Genomic DNA, 20023 nt, shown 5'->3' with positions numbered 1-20023 from the left:
GTACGGCTGGATGAGTTCCCACTGGTCGTCACTGAGCTGTCGGCGCGTCACACCGGCGTTCTACCGTGATCCGTCCCGGCACGGCAGCGGAACGCAGATATTGATCACGACCTCACACAGGCCCTAGGAGCTGACCGAGATGAACACCCTGGCTTTCGACGGCGGACCCGGGCCCTGGATCCTGTTCGCCCCCCTGGTGTGGGCGGCCGTCGTCATCACCGTCGTCACGGTCCTGCGCCGGGTCCTCCCGCGCGGCCGGCGCGGCCCCTGGCGGACGCGGGTCGTGCCGGGAGGCCCCGCCGGTCACTCCCCGATCGCCGTGCTCGGGCGGCGCTTCGCCGCCGGGGAGATCGACGAGGACGAGTACTGGCGGCGGCTGTCCGTGCTCGACGAGCAGTTCGGCCCCCGCGCGGGCGGCGCCGGGTGACCGGACGGCGTGACGGACAGGAGCGGGGCGCCCCCTCGGGGATGCCCCGCTCCTGTCGCGTCAGCCCATCACGGCCGACCGCGCCGTCGAGGGTGGCGCCCCCTCGGGCATCGCGAGGCCGCTCAGGTCGAACGGCCCGTCGGTCGTGGCCCCGTACAGCGCGTGCGGCGGCTGTACGAGCCGGGACGGTGTGGGAAGGGTGAACCAGACGACCTTCCCCGCCCCGGCCCGGGGGCGGACGCCCCAGCTCTCGCTGACCGCGGCGATCAGTGCGAGTCCGCGCCCCGACGTACTGGAGTCGTCGGCCTCGCGCACGGTGGGCATCCGTGGGTCGTGGTCATGGACGGACACCGTCAGCCGTTCGAGGAGCAACTCGATCTCGACGGTGCATGATTTGTCCGGCTGCGCATGCCGGTGGACGTTGGTCAGGAGTTCGGTGACGCCCAGCGCTGTCTGGTCGATCAGAGAATCGAGATGCCAGTAGCGCAGCTGCGCCGAGATGATTCTGCGGACCTGACCGATCCGCGACGGCAGGGCTTGGAGCTCCACCGTGCAGTGCCTGCTTGGCTCGCTGATCACGGCTGCGACTCCCCGAAATAGGTCCGGAAGAAGACGAAGGGACGGATCCAGCACATGGCTCGCTGCTGAGTCCGGGCCGGCGGCCTGGATCACAGTGTCACCGCCGGTACACCATGAGTGACGTGACTCCAATGTCGCTCAGGGCATACCGCCGCGCAACTCGCGGTTCGCGCACCGCGCCGCTCCGTCAGCCCCGGCGGCCCCCCGCGCTGTACAGCGCCTCCAGGAACCGGTGCGCAGGAGGCTCGTCACCTGGCTTGCCGTCGGGCCGCCGCATCGTCAGCCGGTACCGCGTCCCGTTGACCCGCGCCACCGTCGCGTCCGCCCCTGCGAACCACGGTCTGCCCGCGCTCACCGTCCCCACCGGCGCACTGTCGATCTCCCGCCCGTAACTCGTCAGAAGGGCCACCCGGCCGTCCTTGACGGTCACCTGTCCGGCCCTGCTGACCGAGCGCGCCCATCGGTCGATGCGTACGCCCGTCGCACTGAACTCCGTTTCGGACATGGCCCCTTCGCCCCCTTCGACATGCCTCTGAGACGAAGTGTGCCCATCCCGGGCCGTGTGCACCAGAGCGGGACGGTACGTAAACGGCGCATTCGGGCCGAGTGGCGCCACCGGTGCCCGCGCACGACACCAAGGCAGGGCTATGGACCATCAAAGTGAACGTTTGCGCAGGTAGGGGGCATATCGTGGGCCCCGCCGAGACCGGTCGTACGAGGAGAAGCGCGCAGATGGACACCAGTGAGCACGGGCACGGCGGCGCAGCCGCGGCGACCGTCGACATCGACCGTTCCGACCCGGCCTACCGCGCCTGGCTGAAGGAGGCCGTCCGCAAGGTCCAGGCCGACGCCAACCGCTCCGCCGACACCCACCTGCTCCGCTTCCCGCTGCCGGAGACCTGGGGCATCGACCTCTACCTCAAGGACGAGTCCACGCACCCCACGGGCAGCCTCAAGCACCGGCTGGCGCGTTCGCTCTTCCTCTACGGGCTCTGCAACGGCTGGATCCGGCCCGGCAAACCGGTCATCGAGGCGTCGAGCGGGTCCACCGCCGTCTCGGAGGCGTACTTCGCCAAACTGATCGGGGTGCCGTTCATCGCCGTGATGCCCCGGACCACCAGCCCGGAGAAGTGCCGGCTCATCGAATTCCACGGCGGGCGCTGCCACTTCGTGGACGACTCGCGCCGGATCTACGAGGAGTCCGCCCGGCTCGCCGCGGAGTCCGGCGGCCACTACATGGACCAGTTCACCTACGCCGAGCGGGCCACCGACTGGCGGGGCAACAACAACATCGCGGAATCGATCTACCAGCAGCTGCGGCTCGAACGGTATCCGGAGCCCACCTGGATCGTCGCCACCGCCGGCACCGGAGGCACATCGGCGACCATCGCCCGCTACGTGCACTACATGCAGCACGACACCAGGATCTGTGTGCCCGATCCGGAGAACTCCTGCTTCTTCGACGGCTGGACCCACCACGACCCGTTCGCCACCAGCGACAGCGGCTCGCGCATCGAGGGCATCGGCCGGCCCCGCATGGAACCCAGCTTCGTGCCCGGCGCCATCGACCGGATGATGAAGGTCCCGGACGCGGCGACCGTCGCGGCCGTACGCGCCCTGGAGCGGGCCATCGGGCGCAAGGCGGGCGGCTCCACCGGCACCGGGCTGTGGAGCGCGTTCAAACTGGTGGCCGAGATGGTCGCCCGGGGCGAGAGGGGCAGCGTCGTCACGCTGATCTGCGACCCCGGCGACCGCTACCTCGACAAGTACTACTCCGACTCCTGGCTGGCCGCGCAGGGCCTGGACATCGCCCCCTGCACCCGGACCATCGACCACTTCCTGGTCACCGGCGCCTGGCCGGCGGTCTGAGCCCGGAAGTCAGGCGGGCGCCGCCGACAGCCGCCGGTCCAGACTGCGCACCGCGTCCCTGAACGAGCGGCCCACCAACCCGCGGGCCCGCCGCAGGGTGAACCGGAACAGCGGCGAACCGTCGGCGGCGAACGTCCACCGCACCCGCGTGCCGCTACCGGCGGGGGTCAGCCGCCACTCCTCCACCAGGGCCCTCGGCCCGGGGGCGTTGGTGGAGTCGATCCGGTACGCGTACCGCTCACCGGGCTCCGTCGCGATGACCGTCTCGCGGAACACGATCCCGCCCCGCAGCCGCACCTCACGCCCCGCGCCCGCCGCCACCGGCACGGCGGCCGTCACGGCGGTGAACCAGCGCGGCCAGCCCTCGACGTCGTCGGCGAGCGCCCGGTACACGACGTCCGGGGGAGCGGACACCTCGGCGGCGAAGACCAGCCGCACCGGAGCCGTCCCGGCGAAGCCGAGGTTCTCGGAGCGAAGACGATGTGCCATGGATCGCACCTCCCGTACGGCCGGCGGCAAACGAGGCCGCGCACACCATAGCTGGCGGGCCGTCAGATGTCCGTACTCGCGACCGGACCCGCACCGGCCGTCGCCTCAGCCGTACCGCCGGGCCGGACGGTCCAGTACCGAGTCGAGCACCCGGCCGAAGACCCGGCGGCCCGCACCCGCGATCACCGGGTCCGCCCAGCGCGGCAGCAGCCGCACGCTCATCTCCTCCACCCACACCACATGGGAGCCGGCCCGGTTCGGATACACATCGATCGACGCCCGGCCCAGCACCACCCGGCCGCGCTTCTCCAGTCGGCACATGCCCGCCCGGCCCCCGGCCGGAGGCGACCAGCGGACCACTTCCATCGGATCGTCGAACGCCAGCGGACCCAGCCCGGTGCGCGCCACGAACACCGTCCCGATCCGGGTCGGCAGCCCCGCCGGCACCGTGATCGTCGTCAGCGGCACATGCGCGGCATGCCGTTCCCAGTCCGTCACCCGGCGCCAGGACTCGGCTGCGGGCAACGGAGTGAAACGCTCGATCCGGAAGACGGCCACACCACGATCCTAGGCCGTGACAGGCGCGTCGCGAGCGGAGCGGAACCAGGGCCCTCAGCCCTCGGCGGGCTCCTCGGTCCCCTCGCGGCCCGCGACCAGCAGACCGGGCAGGTGCTCCTCGATCTCCTCGCGGGCCCCCGCGGACAGGCCCGCGTCCGTGACCAGCGTGCTCACCTGGTCCAGCGTGGCGAAGGAGCTCAGCCCCACCGTCCCCCACTTCGTGTGGTCGGCGACCACCACCACCCGCCGCGCCGACTGCACGAACCGGCGGTTCGTCTCCGCCTCCGCGAGGTTCGGCGTGGACAGCCCCGCCTCCACCGAGATCCCGTGGACGCCGAGGAAGAGCACATCGAAGTGGAGCGAGGCGATCGCCCGGTCCGCGACCGGGCCGACCAGCGAGTCGGACGGCGTGCGCACCCCACCGGTGAGCACGACCGTCGCCGCCCCCGGCCGGCCGGCCGGCGCACCCGGCCGCTGCGCCGCATGGAACACATCGGCGACCCGCACCGAGTTCGTCACCACCGTCAGGTCCGGCACGTCCAGCAGATGCTGGGCCAGCGCGTACGTCGTGGTGCCGCCGGACAGGGCGATGGCGCTGCCGGGCACGGCCATCGCGGCCGCCGCCCGGGCGATGTCCTCCTTGGCGGTCAGCTCCAGCGTCGACTTCGCCTCGAAACCGGGCTCGTGCGTGCTCGCCTCGACCACCGGCACGGCACCGCCGTGCACCTTCTCGATCACACCCTGCCGGGCCAGCGCGTCCAGATCCCGGCGCACGGTCATGTCCGAGACGTTCAGCCTCCGGGTCAGCTCGTTGACCCGCACCCCGCCACGCCGGCGCACCTCGTCGAGGATCAGCGCACGCCGCTGCTCCGCGAGCAAATTCTGATTCTCGCTCAACGCCGGGTGCCACCCTTCCCTCTGGCCGTACAGGAGTCCGTATCGACGGAGTCATCCTGCCACGCGGTGTCGCGGGGCGTCGCACGGGGGAGATTCGGTGGGAAGGACCGCGGCCACCCGTGCCCGCCCGCGACAGCGCTGAACGGGCATCAGCCGCCTTTCCCCTGCGAGAGCGAGTCGCCGTGCCATCTCCCACCCCACCCCCGCGCGCCACCGGACCCGCGCTGGAATTACTGGTCCACGGGGTCGGCGGCACCACGCCCCAGGAGATGCTGGTCGACCCGCGCACGGTGAGGGTCACCGGGGACACCACCGCCGCCATCTACCGGCGCTCCGCCGACGTCGACGCCGAGCAGCACCCCGAGCGGTACCGCGAAGAGCCCATCGCCGAGGCATACTGCTGGTCCAACCTCACCTCCGGCAACGGCTCCCGCGCGCTGTGGCTGCTGCTGCTCCCCTTCATGGTGGTCAACCTCGCCCACTGGATGCGCCCCACCGCCCGCCGCCGCCCCCGCGCGATCCGGGTGTACGGGGTCCTCGTCCGGCTCATCGCCCTCAGCCTCACCGTCCTGCTGACCGCCGCAGCCTGCGAAGTCGCCCTCGATCTCACCGCCTGGCAGTGCGCAGGCGTGCCCGACTGCTCCGACCAGCGCTCGTGGCTGGGATTCCTCTCGGCCGCGCAGGGCGGCTGGTGGTCCCAGCCCGGCCGCCGCCTCGCCCTGGCCGCGCTGGTGCCCACCGCGCTGGTCGGGCTGCTCTGGTTCCTGTCCAACCGGACCTGGAGCGCCTACGAGTCCCAGCGGCCGCTGACCCAGCCGGACCCCGACGACGACCGGGCACCCGCCCCGGAACCCGTACGCCCCGCGCTGGGACGGCCCGGATTCTGGTACGGGCGCCGGCTCGTCGCACGGCTGCGCGCCGCCCACACCGCCGCCGGCTTCCTGACCGTCACCGCCTGCGTCACCGGCGCCGCCGCCCGTCACGACCGCGCGGTCACCGGACCCGTGCCCGCGGTGCTGGGACGGCTGATCGAGGCGGCGCTCGTCCTCGGCGCGATCACCGTGCTCTGGGTGGTCTGCCGCCGGGGCCGCAGCGAACGGCGCCTCGACAACCGGCTCGACCGGGCCCTCATCACCTGCCTCCCCGGCGCCGCGCTCGCCCTCCTCGTCCTCGCCGCGGTGCACGCCGCCTGGTCGCGCCCCGGCTGGACATCCTCGGGCACGCTCCCCGGCGACGTCACGTTCCCGGCGGTCACCCTCGCCCAGGGCGTACTGGTCGTCCTCCTCGCCGGGGTCTCCCTCGACCTGTACCGGCGCTGCCCCGAGCCGCGCACCGTGATGCGCGGCCTCGGCGGACCGGCCGTCGCGATGCTCGCGTGCGCGCTCGGCGGTGTGATGACCGGCGGGGTGGCCCAGCGCGTCGCCGACTGGCTCGACGGGCCCGGCAGCCCCGGCATGGGGCGCAGCGCCCTCATAGAGGGTCCGCCCGTCCTGCTCAGCTGGCAGGCATCCGTCATCCCCGTCCTCATCGCGCTGCTCCTGGCGCCGGGTATCGCGCTCGGCGTACGGACCTGGCGGACCGCCCGCCGGCTGGAACCGGTGATCGATGAGGAGTACGGGGAGACGTGCCCCGATCCGTCTCGGACCGCGCGGATCGCCCGTATCCGGGCCACCGCCGCGCTCACCGACTCGGCGCCCGGCGTGGTCGGCCTGGTCTCCGGCGCCACCCTGCTGCTGGGGGCGGGCGCCGTGGCCGGGGCCTGGGCCACCGGAGAGGTGCCGGGGCTCGCCCTGGACGGCAGCGGCCCGTTCCTGGCATCGGTGGCCGAAGCGGCCCAGTCCACCGGCTCCTGGCTCGTCGGCTTCGGCTTCCTCGTCTTCGTCGCCTGCGGCCGGCGCGCCTACCGCGACGCCTCGGCCCGGCGCACGATCGGCATCCTGTGGGACGTCGGCACGTTCTGGCCGCGCGCCGCCCACCCCTTCGCCCCGCCCTGCTACGCCGAACGCGCCGTGCCCGACCTGGCGTCCCGCATGTCCGGCTGGACCGCCCGCACCCGTGGCCGCCTCGTCATCTCCGGCCACTCCCAGGGCAGCGTCCTCGCGGCATCCGCGGTCTGGCAGCTCCCCGCCAGGACCCGCGCCCAAGTCGCCCTGCTCACCTACGGTTCACCGATCGAGCGCCTCTACGGGCGATGGTTCCCCGCCTACTTCGGGCCCGGACAGCTCCACGGGCTGCACCGCTCGGTGCACTGCTGGCGCAACCTGTGGCGGGCCACCGACCCGATCGGCGGCGAGATCAGGCTCGGCCGGGAGTCCGGCCCCGAGGTGGACCGCGGCCCGCTCAAGGACCCGCTGGTCTACGCACGAACCCCCGAGCACCCGCTGCCCGAGCCGGTGCTCGGCCACGGCGACTACCAGGCCGACCCCGTCTTCGCCGAGGAACGCGCCGCGCTCCTGGAACGGCTCGACCCGGTCCTGCCCCACCAGGCGGACCAGCCACGCGAAGACGTCAGGGCAGCTCCGGGAGGTCCTCCGGATACAGCAGAGTGAGATCGTCCGTGCTCGGATCGGCGAGCTGGGCGACCCGGCCGGCGTGCCGCTCGACCATCGACTCGAAGGTCTGGCGGGCGGTGCGCCCATTGCCGAAGGCCGGTCCTTTCGGCAGCTCCGTGAAGTACTTCAGCAGTGCCTCACCGGTGCCGGACGCCAGGCTGTACTCCTGCTCCCGGGACTGCTGCTCCACGATCCGCAGCAGCTCGGCCGGTTCGTAGTCGCTGAACGTGATGGTCCGCGAGAAGCGGGATGCCACCCCGGGGTTGACGGTGAGGAACCGCTCCATCTCGTGGGTGTACCCGGCGACGATGACGACCACCGCGTCCCGGTGGTCCTCCATCAGCTTCACCAGCGTGTCGATCGCCTCCCGGCCGAAGTCCCGGCCGGAGTCCTCGGGGGAGAGGGCGTACGCCTCGTCGACGAACAGCACCCCGCCGCGCGCCCGGTCGAACGCCTCCTGGGTGCGGATGGCGGTCGAGCCGATGTGCTCACCGACCAGGTCCACCCGGGACACCTCGACCAGATGCCCGCGCTCCAGCACCCCGAGCGCGGCCAGGATCTCGCCGTACAGCCGGGCCACCGTGGTCTTGCCGGTGCCGGGGGAGCCGGTGAAGACGAGGTGGCGGCGGACCGAGGCCGCCTTCAGGCCCGCCTGGAGGCGCCTGCGGCCCACCTCGATCATGTCCGTGAGCGCCCGCACCTCGCGCTTGACGCTGTCGAGGCCGACCAGCGCGTCCAGCTCGCCCAGCACCTCCCCGGAGGTGCGCGCGGGTTCGGCCGCCGCCACCGCCGGCGGTTCGACGGGGCGCGGCGCGGGGACCGACCCGAGCAGCCCGGGGGCCTGCTGTGTCGCCGTCAGGACGGTGGCCGGCGGGGGAGTGGAGGTCCGCAGACCGCTCTCGTCACTCGTGCAGTCCTCCACGACCGGCCCGCCCCCCTGCCCCGTACTCTCGGGGAACTCGTAGCCGCCGCGGGCGCAGCGCTCGGTGCGGCAGCGGGTCAGCGTCGTGCGGCAGCCCTCCATCACATGGAAGCCGTACCCCTCGCTGCCGGTGACCCGGCAGCCGTTGAACGTCCCCCGGCCCTCGGCCGAGACGTAGAACCCGGCCTCGGCGGGTGAGGTCACCGTGCAGCGCTCGATTACCGGGTCGGCGCCCTTGGTGACGATCACGCCGGTCTGCGCCGCGTCGATGGTGCAGTTGTTCAGCGTGCCGCCGCTTCCGTGGTCGCGGAACCAGGCGCCGGTCGACGCCTCGCGGATGCGGCAGTCGTCGAGCTGGGCGGTCGCCCCGTCGCTGACCGACACCGCCGTGTTGCGGACCTGGGAGAGGTCACTGTCCACGACGTCGGCGCGCGAGCCCCGGTCGAGGACGAACAGGGCGTCCGGCACGTCGTGGACCCGGCAGGAATCCAGTATCACCGTCGCCCCGTCGCTGACCCAGACCGCCGGGTAGTCGCCCGTACTGTCGTGGATCTCGCACTGGTTGGCGTCGACCCGGGTGCCCGGGTCCCAGACGGATAGCCCGTTGCGGCCGAAGCGGCGCACCGTCGAGCGGGTCAGCGTGAGCACCGCACGGGAGCGCAGGTCCACCGCGTTCTCCGGGATGTCGTGGATGTCGCAGTCGGCCAGCGTGAGCACCGCGTCGGTGTCCAGGGTGACGCCGTCCGCCGATGTGCGGTGCACCGTGCAGTCGGTGAGGTGGGCGGAGGCGCGGGCGGTCACCTGTATTCCGCTGCCCTTGATTTCGTACATCTCGCAGCCCACGGCCTCAAGTCCGCTGCCCTCGCCGGTGACGGAAAGCCCCGCGCCCGAGGCGTGGTGGACCCGGCAGCGCTCCAGCCGGGGGTGGCCGCCGTCGCGCACGGCGACCCCCGACTGGCCGGCCGAGACGATCTCGCACTCCTCGAACACCCCGCCGGCGCCGTCGAGCACGGCGATGCCGACGCCCGCCGGATTGTCGACCGTGCACCGGCGCACGGAGGGCCGGGCGGCGCCCCGCACCTCGATGCCGGCGGCCGAGCGGGTCACGATCCGCACGTCCGCTATCTCGGGGGAGCCTTCCTCGATCAGCAGCGCGGGGGCCGCCGAGTCCTGCCCCTCCACGTGGAGGTCCTGGACGACGGCGGAGGCGCGCAGCGTCAGTGGCACCCCGTCGACGGGGGCGATGCGCACGGAACCGACGGAGCCCTCGGGACCGCGCAACGTCACGGCGCGGGCGATGACCAGGTTCTCCCGGTACGTGCCGGGCGCGACGGTGAGCACGTCACCGTCCGCCGCCGCTTCCAGCGCAGCCGTGAGGGAGGCGTATTCGCCCGTGCGGCGCCGCCACCGCGATGTGCCGGTGTGCGTCACCTGGACTGTGCCCTGTGCCATGGCGCTGTCGTGCCCCCGCCTCGTGCGTGTGTGGTGCCCGGGTCGCCGGCCTCGCGGCAGCGACCAGCCGGGGTCCGCCTGCCGGAGAGCGACGGGCGGGCCGGTCCACCGTAGCGCGCGCGGAGGGCGGGAGTTGACCCGATCCGCGGGTCCCCGGCACCCGGCCCGACGGATCGGCGCAGGACGGGCCCTAGCTGCCGGTGCCCGTCCTGCCCCAGTCCGGGCCGACCGATGCCCAGGCCCGGTCGAGCTGTTCGTACCGGTGCCGTGTCATGCGCCGGAGGGTCAGGCGCCGGCTGCACTCGATCAGGAGGGCGGCCAGCATCGCGGCGCCGAACCCGGCCAGTGCGGCATGGGTGCGCGCGGTCCTCGCGTCCATCGGCCGGGGCGCGGCGCTTCCTCTTCGGTCGGTCCAGACGCGGACCTTCGCGCCCGGCTTGGCATTGCGCGAGGCGGTCGAGACGACGGCGCTGCGCGCGGACCCGTCCGGCGCGTGCCAACGGGCGACCACGGCGGTCCGGGTGACGCGGCCGGTGGATATCTCGGGGTCGGTGGCGAAGTGGGCGGCGGTCACCCGGCGCACCACCACGGCGGTGGTGAGGTGACGCTCCGTCCGCTGGGCGCGCACCGATGCCTGCAGCGCGGCGTCGGTCCGTGAACCGCAGAACCAGCCGATCACCGGCGCCGCCACCACCAGCAGCAGGAACGCGGTCAGCGCCAGCCATGCCTCGCGCCGGTCCGTGGCGCGGCGCAGCGGATTGTGCCGCCAGCGCCAGACTCCGGCCATCGCTCGCACGGTCCTGCACCCCCTTCCGTGTCCGTCCTGCCCGGTACGGTGCGGTCCACGCGCTGAGGCCGGGAGGATCGGGCGGCCTCACTGCGCCCAACGCGTCGCCCGCCGCCGTGGGTTCCCGGCACCGAGGACGTACCCAGCCGAGTATGCGGACCGGGTCGCCGATGCGGATGACGTCCCGGGCGCCGGGGATCAGATTCCGGCCGAACAGGATGTGCCCGCCCGGGCGCCGGGGGCGGGCCGGTGTGCGCAGCGGCTCCTTGCCGCGCTCGGCGTTGTGCTGGTCGGTCGTGGTGATGGCACAGCGGCCACAGGGTTCGACGAAACGGAACGGCACGTCACCGGTGGAGATCCGGCTCCAGCCGCCCTCCGCCCGGACGTCCGTGCCGCCCACCACCACATTGGGCCGGAAACGGTCTCTCTCCGGGGGCGCCGAGCCAGGCGTGAGACTCCGGCGCCGCCTCCACGACCTCGGCCCCGGCGCCGTGCGGCAGCGCGCCGACCGAATCCCCCGGTTCCGGGACCTCCACGGTCAGCGTCGTTCTGCCCGGCGCGGACAGGGCGATGCCGCCGTCCGGCAGGGGACGGCGGACACCAGGGCAGTGCGGGGCTGTTGGCGTTGCGTGACGGCCGTGCCCCCGGCGTCGACCAGCATCCGGCGGCGGCCCCCGTCGAGTCCCCATGGCTCGACGGCGGCCTCGCCGGGCGTGTACGCGGCCGGCGATGTGACCGGGTGGATGCGGGCGGCGCTCAGCTCGGGGCGGAGCGAGCGCCCGTTTCGCCAGGCGCCGTGCCCCGATGTGCCGGGCCCGCCCTAGTAGCCCCGGCCGCCCTGGTACGGGCGGCCGTACGGGTCCTCGTACGGCGACTGCGCGGGGGTGGGCCGCGGAGCTGCCGGACGCATCGACTCGTAGCCGGTGCTCGGCGCCGGACGCTGCTGCTGCGGCGGGGGCGCCTGGTACATCCCGCGGCCGCCGGCCGGCTGCTGCGGAATGTAGGGCGCCGGTGCGTGCTGCAGCTGCGCGGGCTGCATCGGGCTGTAGCTCTGCTGAGCCGCCGGCTGCGGGTAGCCGTACGACTGCTGCTGGGGCTGGGACGGCGCCGCGGGCAGCGCCGGCAGGGCCGAGGGGAGCGCCGGCAGGTAGCTGTTGCCGGTGTCGTACGCGGCAGGCACTCGGATCGGTGCGATCTGAGGGGTGCCCCGCTCCGCGACCAAGGAGTCGTAGATCGGAGTGTCGGGGAACGACGGCGCGGCGTAGTATCCGCCGCCGTAGGTGGAGCGGGGGGAGGTCATGCCTCCTAAGTTAAGCCCACGATGTGCCAATTGGGGAGTCCCAATTTCCCGGTTATCGGATTTACCGAGTTTCTGGCCGTCTGAGCTGCTGAAACACCGGCAAGGACCCCTTCGGGAGAGGGCTTTCCGCAGCAGTGTCCGCCGGCTTTTGATCCCGGCGTGTCGCTCTGCGGAGCGCGCCGCGTACCGCCAGGTAGCTTCCCGCTCATTCGGGCCACCGGGCGCGCGGGGCGGACGGGCGGACGGCACAGTGGTGGCACCACCGCCCCAGTGCCTCCCCCGAGGCGTCCACCAGGAGGTTCCGTGCACGACAAGCCGCTCCTCAAGAGCGCCGGTGAACTGCTGCGCCGGCGGCACGGCTCCTCGCACGCACCCGTGGCGGAGCCGGACCGGTTCGGGCTGGACAGTCCGCTGGTGGGCGGTTTCCTCTCCGGCACCCTCACACCGGACGAGGAGGCGCGGCTCGCCGACGAGGTCGCCCAGCTGCTGCCGCACCACTGGGACCTGCCCAACAAGTCCGTGGAGCGGCTGACCCCGCTCATCGACCACCTGGGCGGCCAGAAGGAGTTGATGGTCTGGCTCGACCGCCACCCGGGCCGGCCCCGGCGCGTGGCGCGGATCTACGTCCTCATGGGCAACCTGGACCGGTACAGCGACGACGCCGCGGTCCTCGACGCGCTGCGCCGGGCCCGGGCGCGGACTCCGTTCCCGGAGGGCCTGCGTGGCCATCTGACGCCGGCGACCACGGACGCGACGCTGGCCGGACTGTCCTCCGGGATCGAGGGCCTGCTCAGCGAGGGGCGCGAGGGCGACGCCACCGCCCTGGCCCTGACGACCGCCGACTGGGTGCGCGGTGCGGTGCGGGACGTCGGGAACCCGGATGCGGAGTTGCACGAGGTGGGCGAACTCATGGATCACCTGTACCAGGACATCAGCGAGCCCGACGCCCGCCCCTGACCAGGGCGGGCGCTCGAACGCCTGGGCGATCCCGGCCGCGCAGAAGCAGGCGGAGCCCGTCGCGCTCGCCCAGTTGGCCACTCCCGCATCGATGACCCTGTCCGTCGCGTGGCGGACGTAGACGCCTGCGGCGGACACCGCGAACAGCGTCAGCAGCGCGATGACGCCGAGCCGTTCGCCCCCGGTGGCGCCGATCGCGATGCCGGCGAGCACCGACCGGGTCATGGAGCAGAGGGAGGGCAGCGCCGCGACGTACAACCTGCGGATGAGGCTGCGCCCGCACGGCTCCGCGCTGTCCGGGCACCTCTTTGGGGCAGGGAGCGCGCGGGCATTAGGTTGGCCCGGACAGGTCTCGGCAGCGGACTCGCGATGGGGGCGAGCATGACCATGCAAAAGGGAACCAATGTCCCAGTGGCGGCCCAGGCCGTGCGCGTCGAACTGGGGTGGCACACCGCCCCGGGGACGCCGGACGTGGACGCCTCCGCGCTCCTCCTCCTCAGCTCGGGAAAGGTGCGCGACGACGCGGACTTCGTCTTCTACAACCAGCCCGCCCACGCCTCCGGCGCGGTGCGCCACGAGGGCAAGCGCACCGACGGCGGCGCGGCGACCGACACCCTGGCCGTCGACCTCGCCCGGGTGGAGCCCGCCGTCGACCGGGTGGTGCTGGCCGCATCGGCGGACGGCGGCACGTTCGGCCGGGTGAGCGGACTGTACGTACGGCTCCTGGACGCGGCGAACGGTGCCGAACTGGCGCGCTTCGACAGCTCCGACGCCACCGTGGAGACCGCCTTCATCCTCGGCGAGCTCTACCGCCGCCAGGGCGCCTGGAAGTTCCGGGCAGTCGGCCAGGGCTACGACTCCGGACTCGAGGGACTCGCCACGGACTTCGGGATTTCCGTCGACGAACCCCAGCAGCCCCAAGCGCCCCAGGCCCCTCAGCAGCCGCAGCCGCCCCACCCGGGCACACGCGTAGCTGCCGCGCCGCCGCCCCCGCAGTACCCCCAGCAGTCTCAGCCGACGCTCGCCGCGCCGATGGCCCCACCCATCCCGCCCGCACCCCCGGCGCCCCCCGCCCCGCAACCCGTCCGGCTCACCAAGGTGACGCTCACGAAGGAGGCGCCGACCGTCTCACTCGCCAAGCAGGGCGGCACCTCGGGAGCGATGCGCGTCAACCTCAACTGGGAAGTGCGCAAGCAGTTCAAGGGATGGGGCAGCAAGCTCGGCCGGGCCGTCGCGAACCACTCCGACCTCGACCTCGACCTCTGCGCGCTCTACGAACTGACCGACGGCCGCAAGGGAGTCGTGCAGGCGCTCGGCAACGCCTTCGGCTCCCTGCACCAGCCGCCCTTCATCCATCTCGACGGCGACGACCGCACCGGCGCCGTCGACACCGGCGAGAACCTGACGATCAACCTCGACCAGAAGGCCAGCCTCCGCAGGATCCTGATCTTCGTCACCATCTACGAGGGCGCCCGGAGCTTCGCCGATCTGCACGCGACCGTCACCCTCCAGCCCCAGAACGGCGCGCCCATCGACTTCTCGCTGGACGAGTGCACGGTCCCCTCCACCGTCTGCGCCCTCGCGCTCCTCACCAACACCGGCGGCGATCTCACCGTGCAGCGCGAGGCCCGCTACCTGGTGCCGCAGCGCGGAGTGAGCCCGCAGCGCACCATCGACCAGGCATACGGCTGGGGCATGAACTGGACCCCCGGCCGCAAGTGAGCCCGCACGGGCGCCGGTGACTCACTGATCCGGTGCGGCCTCGGGACGGGCGTACGTACGCCCCTTCCAGGCCGCACCGCGCCCCCGGTAGTGCTGCACCGCCGAGTCGACCGTCATCAGCAGGTACAGCAGTGCCGTGAACGGCAGCAGCGGGGCGAGCCACAGCGACTGCCGGTAGTACCCCAGCACCGGCATGTACGTCCCGGCCATCACCGCCCACGCCACGCCCCCGGCCCACGCCGCCACCGGACCCGCGCCCAGTACCCCGGCGACCAGCGCCACGGGCGGCGCGAGATAGACGAGCGCGAGCCCGAGCACCGTACCGAGCAGCACCAGCGGGTTGTGCCGCAGCTGGGCGTAGGCGCTGCGCGAGACCATCCGCCACAGATCGGCCAGGCGCGGATAGGGCCGCACACTGTCCACCCGGTCCGCGAGCCCCAGCCAGATCCGGCCCCCCGAGCGCCGCACCGCCCGGGCCAGCGACACGTCGTCGATCACCGCCTGCCGGATCACCTCGGGCACCCCGGCCCGTACCGCGGTCTCCGTGCGCAGCAGCACACAGCCGCCCGCCGCGGCCGCCGTCCGCCCCCCGGCCCGGTTCACCCACCGGAACGGGTAGAGCTGCGAGAAGAAGTAGACGAAGGCCGGCACCACGAGCCGCTCCCAGACGCTCGCCACCCGCAGCCGCGCCATCTGCGAGACCAGGTCGAAACCGCCCGTCTCCGCGGCGGCCACCAGCTCCCGCAGGCTGTCCGGCTCGTGCGCGATGTCCGCGTCGGTCAGCAGCAGGTACTCCGGGTCCCGGGCGCGCGCCAGCGCCATCCCGTGCCGCAGGGCCCAGAGCTTGCCCGTCCAGCCCGGCTCGGGCTCCCCGGGCGAGACCACCGTGACCGGCAGCCCCCCGTTCCGCACGGACAGCGCGCGGGCGATGTCCCCGGTGCCGTCCTTGCTGCAGTCGTCGACCAGGAAGATCTCGGCGGTCCCCGGATAGTCCTGCGCCAGCAGCGACGGCAGGCTCACCGGCAGCATGGCCGCCTCGTCGCGGGCGGGCACGACGACGGCGACCGACGGCCATCGGTCCGGGGCCGCGCGGCTCGGCAGCCGCTGGTCGGTGCGCCAGAAGAAGCCCTGGCCCAGCAGCAGCCAGCCCCATGCGACAAGCGAACCCACGGCGATCCAGGCAACGGCGCTCATTGGCCGAAGTCTGCACCACTGAGCGGGGACCGCAAGGGTGGTCGACTATGGTGACCGGGTGAAGATCGCGCTCATGGACTCCGGAATCGGCCTGCTGGCCGCCGCCGCCGCAGTACGCCGGCTGAGGCCGGACGCCGATCTGGTGCTCTCCTGCGACCCCGACCACATGCCCTGGGGCCGCGCGCCCGAGGGCGTGACGGCCCACGCGCTCGCGGTCGCCCGCGCCGCCGCGGCCCACCGGCCCGACGCGCTGATCGTCGCCTGCAACACGGCCTCCGTGCACGCGCTGGAGACGCTGCGGGCCGAGTTGGAGCCGGAGCTGCCGGTCATCGGCACCGTCCCCGCGATCAAGCCGGCCGCCGCGGCCGGCGGGTCCGTCGCGATCTGGGCCACCCCGGCCACCACCGGCAGCCCGTACCAGCGCGGACTGATCCGGGAGTTCGCCGGGTCCGCCGCCGTCACCGAGGTGCCCTGCCCGGGCCTCGCCGACGCCGTGGAGCACGCCGACGAGGCCGGGATCGAGAAGGCGCTCGCCGCCGCGGCCGCGCTCACCCCGCCCGATGTGCGCGCCGTCGTCCTCGGCTGCACCCACTACGAGCTGGTCGCCGAACGCATCCGCGACGCCGTCCGCCGGCCCGGCCGCCCCCCGGTCGCCCTGCACGGCTCCGCCGGGGCCGTCGCCGCCCAGGCACTGCGCCGGATCGGGGCCGACCCCGCTCCGTCGGCCGAACCCTCCACCTCCATCGCGGTACTCCTCAGCGGACGTGTCGCGCAGCTGCCGCAGGCCGCCCTGACCTACCCGGAAGGGCGCCGGCTGGCCGCCGTCGGCTCCGTCCGCTGACCCTCCGGCGACCCGGCCGGGGCCTTCGGACCCCTCCCCGCGCGCACATTGTTCAGTACGCTGCTCGGCATGAGGGAGCACGCCGGAGAACCGAAGCGCACCGGAACCGGAACCCACTCGGCGGTCTGGGTCGGCCGGGCCACCAACCACACCCAGTGGGTCCTGGCGGTCCTCGGTGCCGCCTGCCTGGCCCTGGGCATCCAGCTCGCCGTCAGCTCCACCTGGACCTCCGGCATCGCCCCGCTGCTGATGTCGGTGATCGGCTGTGTGGCCGCGGGCCTGCTGATGCTGTTCGGCACCCTCGCCTTCGTGAACGTGGCCGTCCGCATCGACGGCGACGCGCTGGAGGTGCGCTGCGGCCACATGGGGCTGCCGCGCCGCCGCATCCTGCTCACCCATGTGGTGGCCGCCGACTTCGCGCCCCAGGTGACCCCCAGGCAGTGGGGCGGCTGGGGCTACCGCTGGCGGCCCGAGAAGGGCACGGCCGTGGTCGTGCGCCGGGGCGAGGGGCTGGTACTGCGGCTCGGCGACGGCCGCACCTTCACCATCACGGTGGACGACGCCGAGGCGGGCGTCCGGTTCATCCGCGACCGCCTGCATCTGCCGTCCTCCGGTTTCCCGGCCGGGGCCTGACCTCCGGGTCCGTGTCAGGTCCGCACGGCTCGCCCGCCCCGATCGGCCGCCTGGCCGACGCCAGCCCGGCCAGCAGCCCCGCCCCCGCCGTCACCGGCGTGAAGCTCAGCGCGTTGCCCACGCTCGCCAGCGCGGCCAGAGCCGTGAGCGCCGCGCCCGCCGTCAGGGCCACCGACGTGGTGCGCGGCGAGCGCCACAGCACGTACAGCAGCCAGCCGAACGCGACGCCCAGCAGTACCACCCCCACCACGCCCTGCTCGGCGGCCTGCTGCCACGGGGCCGAGTGCGGCTTTCCGTCCGAACCGAGGCTCTGCTGCGCGGTCGGGCTCAGCTCGGCGAAGCGGCCGGGCCCGATGCCCAGCACGGGATGCTGCCCGGCCAGCCGCGCGGCGTCCTGCCAGAGGTCGATCCGGTTGCGGGTGAGCTGGCCCTCCAGGGAAACCGTGAGCCCTTCGGGCAGCGCCCCCTCGGCCACCGCCCAGGACGTCCCGACGATCAGCCCGGTGGCCAGCGCCAGGCCGGCCAGGCCGAGCAGCCGGCGGCGCGTCCTGGCGGCGGCCAGGGAGCACAGCAGCACCCCGAGCGCCGCCGCGAACCCGGCGACCGAGCCCAGCCACAGCGCGGTTCCGGCCGTCCCGAGGGCCAGCAGCCGAAGGACGGTGCGCAGCGGACCCCGCCGGGACGCGGCGGCCCCGCAACAGGCGGCCCCCGTGGCGAGGACCAGCAGCGCCGCCGCCGCCCCGGTCTGCCCCGGAGCGGTGTCCGCGGTGGCCGTCGCACCCGGCATGCCGTGCCGCCAGACGAGGGCCATGAGCACGGCGGCCAGCGCCGCGCCCGCCGCGGTGGCCACCGGCAGCAGCGTGCCGCAGATGCGCCCGCAGGCGAAGCCCGCCGCGACCGCGAGCAGGGCCAGCAGCACCCCTTCGGGCCTGGTCTCACGCCCCGCCGCGCTGATCAGCGACCAGATCGCACAGGCGGCGAGGATCAGGGCTCCGGCGGCATCGGAAGCCGTGCCGCCCTCGGGCCCCCGCCCCGCTGATTCAGTCATCACGTCCGTCCCCCGGCCTGTGACCGTCCCGTACGCGAGGGCCGGAACCGGCCCGTCGGCGGGGGACTGGCGCACAGGCTAACGGCCACGGCGGGCATATGGGCGGAAGATGCGGAGATGCGATCCGGCAGTCATGATTCCGCCACCGGGACAGGACTCCTCGGTGGCCCGCCCGTCACCGTAGACTCCGCCGGGTGAGCACCACCATCGCCCAGGTCGGCGAACCGCAGACCCCCGCCCCGGCGCCCCGAACAGGCCGCTTGCCGGCGCGCCTCGCACGGCCCGGGGCCGCCGTGCTCTCCGGCGTGATGCTGTACGCGAGCTTCCCGCCCCGGCCCCTGTGGTGGCTGGTTCTGCCCGGCTTCGCGCTGCTCGGCTGGGTCCTGTTCGAGCGCAGGGCGCGCGCCGCGTTCGGGCTCGGTCTGCTCGCCGGGCTCGGCTTCATGCTGCCGCTGCTGCACTGGACCGGCGAAGAGGTCGGCCCGGTGCCGTGGCTGGCCCTCGCCACGGCCGAGGCGCTGTTCGTCGCGGTCGGCTGCCTCGGCGTCTGCGCCGTCTCCCGGCTCCCCGGCGGACCGCTGTGGGCGGCCGCGGTCTGGACCCTGGACGAGGCGGTCCGCGCCCGGGTGCCGTTCGGCGGCTTTCCCTGGGGCAAGATCGCCTTCGGCCAGGCGGACAGCGTGTTCCTGCCGCTCGCCGCGCTCGGCGGCACCCCGCTGCTCTCCTTCGCCGTGGTGCTCTGCGGCTTCGGACTCTTCGAGGCGGTCCGCCGCTTCGCCCGCTACCGGGCCACCGGCGAGCTGCCCCGGCTCGCCGCCGTCGCGGCGGCCGCGACCGTCCTCGTACCGCTGGCCGGCGCCTTCGCGGCGCTGCCGCTGGTGGACGACTCGGCCGAGGACGGCACCGCGACCGTCGCCGCGATCCAGGGCAACGTGCCCCGGCTCGGCCTCGACTTCAACTCCCAGCGCCGCGCCGTGCTCGACAACCACGCCAACCGTACGGAGCAGCTCGCCCGGGACGTGAAGGCCGGCAAGGTGCCGCAGCCGGACTTCGTCCTGTGGCCGGAGAACTCCTCCGACCTCGACCCCTACCGCAGCGCGGACGCGCGGATCGTCATCGACGACGCGGTGAAGGCGATCGGGGTGCCGACGGTGGTCGGCGCGGTCGTCGAACCCGACACGGGCAGCCTGCGCAACACCCTCATCCAGTGGGACCCGGACAAGGGCCCGGTCGACACCTACGTCAAGCGGCACATCCAGCCGTTCGGCGAGTACATGCCGATGCGTTCCTTCGCACGCCTCTTCAGCTCGGACGTCGACCGGGTGCAGCGCGACTTCGGACCGGGCAAGAAGGTGGGCGTCTTCGACCTGGCGGGCACCTACACCGGGCTCGTCACCTGCTACGAGGCCGCGTTCGACGACGCCGTACGCGACACCGTCGAGCACGGCGCCCAGCTGATCGCCGTCCCCAGCAACAACGCCACCTTCGGCCGCAGCGAGATGACCTACCAGCAGCTGGCGATGTCCCGGGTGCGCGCCGTCGAGCACAGCCGGTCCGTCGTCGTCCCGGTCACCAGCGGGGTCAGCGCCGTGATCCGCCCGGACGGCACGGTCGTGGAGCAGACGAAGGTCTTCACCCCTGACGCCCTGGTGGACGAGGTGCCGCTGCGCTCCTCGCTGACCCCCGCGACCCGGATGGGCCCGCTGCCCGAAGGCGTGCTGGTGCTCCTCGCGCTCGGCGCACTCGGCTGGGCGGGCGCGCGGGCGGTGCGCGCCCGGCGTGTGCGCTGAGCGGCC

At 73.6% G+C, this 20023-nt stretch carries 18 protein-coding genes and 2 pseudogenes; 8 read left to right on the top strand and 12 right to left on the bottom strand.

The annotated features are described in order from the left end of the window. The first annotated feature begins 139 nt into the window (after positions 1-139). Positions 140-427: an SHOCT domain-containing protein gene (locus E6R18_RS30175; RefSeq protein ID WP_136320055.1), complete on the top strand. Its 288-nt coding sequence runs from the start codon at positions 140-142 to the stop codon at positions 425-427. 60 nt (positions 428-487) lie between these two features. Here E6R18_RS30175 and E6R18_RS30170 read toward each other — a convergent pair whose 3' ends face one another. Together E6R18_RS30170 and E6R18_RS30165 are read right to left on the bottom strand one after the other, a co-directional pair. Continuing rightward, positions 488-1006 carry an ATP-binding protein gene (locus E6R18_RS30170; protein WP_206308465.1) on the bottom strand — a complete coding sequence of 173 codons (519 nt, stop codon included), beginning with the start codon at positions 1004-1006 and terminating at the stop codon, positions 488-490. A gap of 187 nt (positions 1007-1193) precedes the next feature. Continuing rightward, positions 1194-1511 carry a hypothetical protein gene (locus E6R18_RS30165; RefSeq protein ID WP_136320054.1) on the bottom strand — a complete coding sequence of 106 codons (318 nt, stop codon included), beginning with the start codon at positions 1509-1511 and terminating at the stop codon, positions 1194-1196. A 227-nt stretch (positions 1512-1738) separates the two neighbouring features. On the opposite strand from E6R18_RS30165, the gene E6R18_RS30160 reads away from it, so the two are divergent. Continuing rightward, positions 1739-2875: a PLP-dependent cysteine synthase family protein gene (locus E6R18_RS30160; RefSeq protein WP_136320053.1), complete on the top strand. Its 1137-nt coding sequence runs from the start codon at positions 1739-1741 to the stop codon at positions 2873-2875. Positions 2876-2884: 9 nt separating this feature from the next. Here the strand turns inward: E6R18_RS30160 and E6R18_RS30155 are convergent, their stop codons facing one another. The 3 genes from E6R18_RS30155 to E6R18_RS30145 all read right to left on the bottom strand — a co-directional run bounded on the left by E6R18_RS30155 (position 2885) and on the right by E6R18_RS30145 (position 4819). Next, on the bottom strand, positions 2885-3364 hold the full coding sequence (locus tag E6R18_RS30155; protein ID WP_136320052.1) for an SRPBCC family protein: 480 nt from the start codon (positions 3362-3364) through the stop codon (positions 2885-2887). 105 nt (positions 3365-3469) lie between these two features. Further along, positions 3470-3922 carry an SRPBCC family protein gene (locus E6R18_RS30150; protein ID WP_136320051.1) on the bottom strand — a complete coding sequence of 151 codons (453 nt, stop codon included), beginning with the start codon at positions 3920-3922 and terminating at the stop codon, positions 3470-3472. A gap of 54 nt (positions 3923-3976) precedes the next feature. After that, a complete protein-coding gene (locus E6R18_RS30145; protein ID WP_136320050.1) occupies positions 3977-4819 on the bottom strand; it encodes a DeoR/GlpR family DNA-binding transcription regulator in 843 nt (280 codons plus the stop codon). A gap of 269 nt (positions 4820-5088) precedes the next feature. Here E6R18_RS30145 and E6R18_RS30140 point away from each other — a divergent pair. After that, positions 5089-7355: pseudogene (locus E6R18_RS30140) on the top strand (hypothetical protein); the annotation flags it as partial. On the opposite strand, the gene E6R18_RS30135 reads toward E6R18_RS30140, so the two are convergent. From E6R18_RS30135 to E6R18_RS30120, 5 genes and pseudogenes are all read right to left on the bottom strand, one after another. Beyond that, positions 7328-9745 carry a right-handed parallel beta-helix repeat-containing protein gene (locus E6R18_RS30135; protein ID WP_136320049.1) on the bottom strand — a complete coding sequence of 806 codons (2418 nt, stop codon included), beginning with the start codon at positions 9743-9745 and terminating at the stop codon, positions 7328-7330. The pseudogene E6R18_RS30140 and the gene E6R18_RS30135 overlap by 28 nt on opposite strands. Before the next feature lie 190 nt (positions 9746-9935). Further along, a complete protein-coding gene (locus E6R18_RS30130; protein ID WP_136320048.1) occupies positions 9936-10532 on the bottom strand; it encodes a hypothetical protein in 597 nt (198 codons plus the stop codon). A 166-nt stretch (positions 10533-10698) separates the two neighbouring features. Continuing rightward, positions 10699-11046, bottom strand: a pseudogene (locus E6R18_RS35320) (MOSC domain-containing protein); the annotation flags it as partial. A gap of 24 nt (positions 11047-11070) precedes the next feature. Then, the gene (locus tag E6R18_RS35315) at positions 11071-11277 is read right to left on the bottom strand and encodes an MOSC N-terminal beta barrel domain-containing protein (RefSeq protein ID WP_276607275.1); all 207 of its coding nucleotides are present in this window, start codon (positions 11275-11277) and stop codon (positions 11071-11073) included. A gap of 75 nt (positions 11278-11352) precedes the next feature. Then, entirely contained in the window at positions 11353-11832 is a 480-nt protein-coding gene (locus tag E6R18_RS30120; protein WP_136320047.1) for a DUF6643 family protein, read from the bottom strand. Between the two features lie 303 nt (positions 11833-12135). On the opposite strand from E6R18_RS30120, the gene E6R18_RS30115 reads away from it, so the two are divergent. Together E6R18_RS30115 and E6R18_RS30110 are read left to right on the top strand one after the other, a co-directional pair. Continuing rightward, the gene (locus E6R18_RS30115; protein WP_136320046.1) at positions 12136-12789 is read left to right on the top strand and encodes a hypothetical protein; all 654 of its coding nucleotides are present in this window, start codon (positions 12136-12138) and stop codon (positions 12787-12789) included. A 369-nt stretch (positions 12790-13158) separates the two neighbouring features. After that, on the top strand, positions 13159-14511 hold the full coding sequence (locus E6R18_RS30110; protein ID WP_136320045.1) for a TerD family protein: 1353 nt from the start codon (positions 13159-13161) through the stop codon (positions 14509-14511). 21 nt (positions 14512-14532) lie between these two features. On the opposite strand, the gene E6R18_RS30105 is transcribed toward E6R18_RS30110, so the two are convergent. Next, the gene (locus E6R18_RS30105) at positions 14533-15705 is read right to left on the bottom strand and encodes a glycosyltransferase (RefSeq protein ID WP_136320044.1); all 1173 of its coding nucleotides are present in this window, start codon (positions 15703-15705) and stop codon (positions 14533-14535) included. Between the two features lie 58 nt (positions 15706-15763). On the opposite strand from E6R18_RS30105, the gene E6R18_RS30100 reads away from it, so the two are divergent. Together E6R18_RS30100 and E6R18_RS30095 are read left to right on the top strand one after the other, a co-directional pair. Then, the gene (locus tag E6R18_RS30100) at positions 15764-16546 is read left to right on the top strand and encodes an aspartate/glutamate racemase family protein (protein ID WP_136320043.1); all 783 of its coding nucleotides are present in this window, start codon (positions 15764-15766) and stop codon (positions 16544-16546) included. Positions 16547-16615: 69 nt separating this feature from the next. Beyond that, positions 16616-17179 carry a hypothetical protein gene (locus tag E6R18_RS30095; protein ID WP_136320042.1) on the top strand — a complete coding sequence of 188 codons (564 nt, stop codon included), beginning with the start codon at positions 16616-16618 and terminating at the stop codon, positions 17177-17179. Here E6R18_RS30095 and E6R18_RS30090 read toward each other — a convergent pair. Beyond that, positions 17127-18227, bottom strand: coding sequence for an O-antigen ligase family protein (locus E6R18_RS30090; RefSeq protein WP_136320041.1), 1101 nt, complete (start codon positions 18225-18227; stop codon positions 17127-17129). The two genes, E6R18_RS30095 and E6R18_RS30090, sit on opposite strands and share 53 nt — an antisense overlap. A 194-nt stretch (positions 18228-18421) precedes the next feature. On the opposite strand from E6R18_RS30090, the gene lnt reads away from it, so the two are divergent. After that, the gene (lnt, locus tag E6R18_RS30085; protein ID WP_136320040.1) at positions 18422-20017 is read left to right on the top strand and encodes an apolipoprotein N-acyltransferase; all 1596 of its coding nucleotides are present in this window, start codon (positions 18422-18424) and stop codon (positions 20015-20017) included. The last annotated feature ends 6 nt before the right edge of the window (positions 20018-20023 follow it).

It is taken from the genome of Streptomyces sp. A1277 (genome assembly GCF_004795015.1).
In the GTDB taxonomy this organism is placed as follows: Bacteria; Actinomycetota; Actinomycetes; order Streptomycetales; family Streptomycetaceae; genus Streptomyces.
The sequence above is the reverse complement of the archived record's forward strand: the minus strand, read 5'-3'. Positions and strand labels throughout refer to the sequence as shown.

Coding starts and splice junctions, on each gene's coding strand:
- E6R18_RS30175 (WP_136320055.1), top strand. CDS start 140: ATGAACACCCTGGCTTTCGACGGCGGACCCGGGCCCTGGATCCTGTTC.
- E6R18_RS30165 (WP_136320054.1), bottom strand. CDS start 1,511: ATGTCCGAAACGGAGTTCAGTGCGACGGGCGTACGCATCGACCGATGG.
- E6R18_RS30160 (WP_136320053.1), top strand. CDS start 1,739: ATGGACACCAGTGAGCACGGGCACGGCGGCGCAGCCGCGGCGACCGTC.
- E6R18_RS30155 (WP_136320052.1), bottom strand. CDS start 3,364: ATGGCACATCGTCTTCGCTCCGAGAACCTCGGCTTCGCCGGGACGGCT.
- E6R18_RS30135 (WP_136320049.1), bottom strand. CDS start 9,745: ATGGCACAGGGCACAGTCCAGGTGACGCACACCGGCACATCGCGGTGG.
- E6R18_RS30130 (WP_136320048.1), bottom strand. CDS start 10,532: ATGGCCGGAGTCTGGCGCTGGCGGCACAATCCGCTGCGCCGCGCCACG.
- E6R18_RS30120 (WP_136320047.1), bottom strand. CDS start 11,832: ATGACCTCCCCCCGCTCCACCTACGGCGGCGGATACTACGCCGCGCCG.
- E6R18_RS30110 (WP_136320045.1), top strand. CDS start 13,159: ATGGGGGCGAGCATGACCATGCAAAAGGGAACCAATGTCCCAGTGGCG.
- E6R18_RS30105 (WP_136320044.1), bottom strand. CDS start 15,705: ATGAGCGCCGTTGCCTGGATCGCCGTGGGTTCGCTTGTCGCATGGGGC.
- E6R18_RS30095 (WP_136320042.1), top strand. CDS start 16,616: ATGAGGGAGCACGCCGGAGAACCGAAGCGCACCGGAACCGGAACCCAC.
- E6R18_RS30090 (WP_136320041.1), bottom strand. CDS start 18,227: ATGACTGAATCAGCGGGGCGGGGGCCCGAGGGCGGCACGGCTTCCGAT.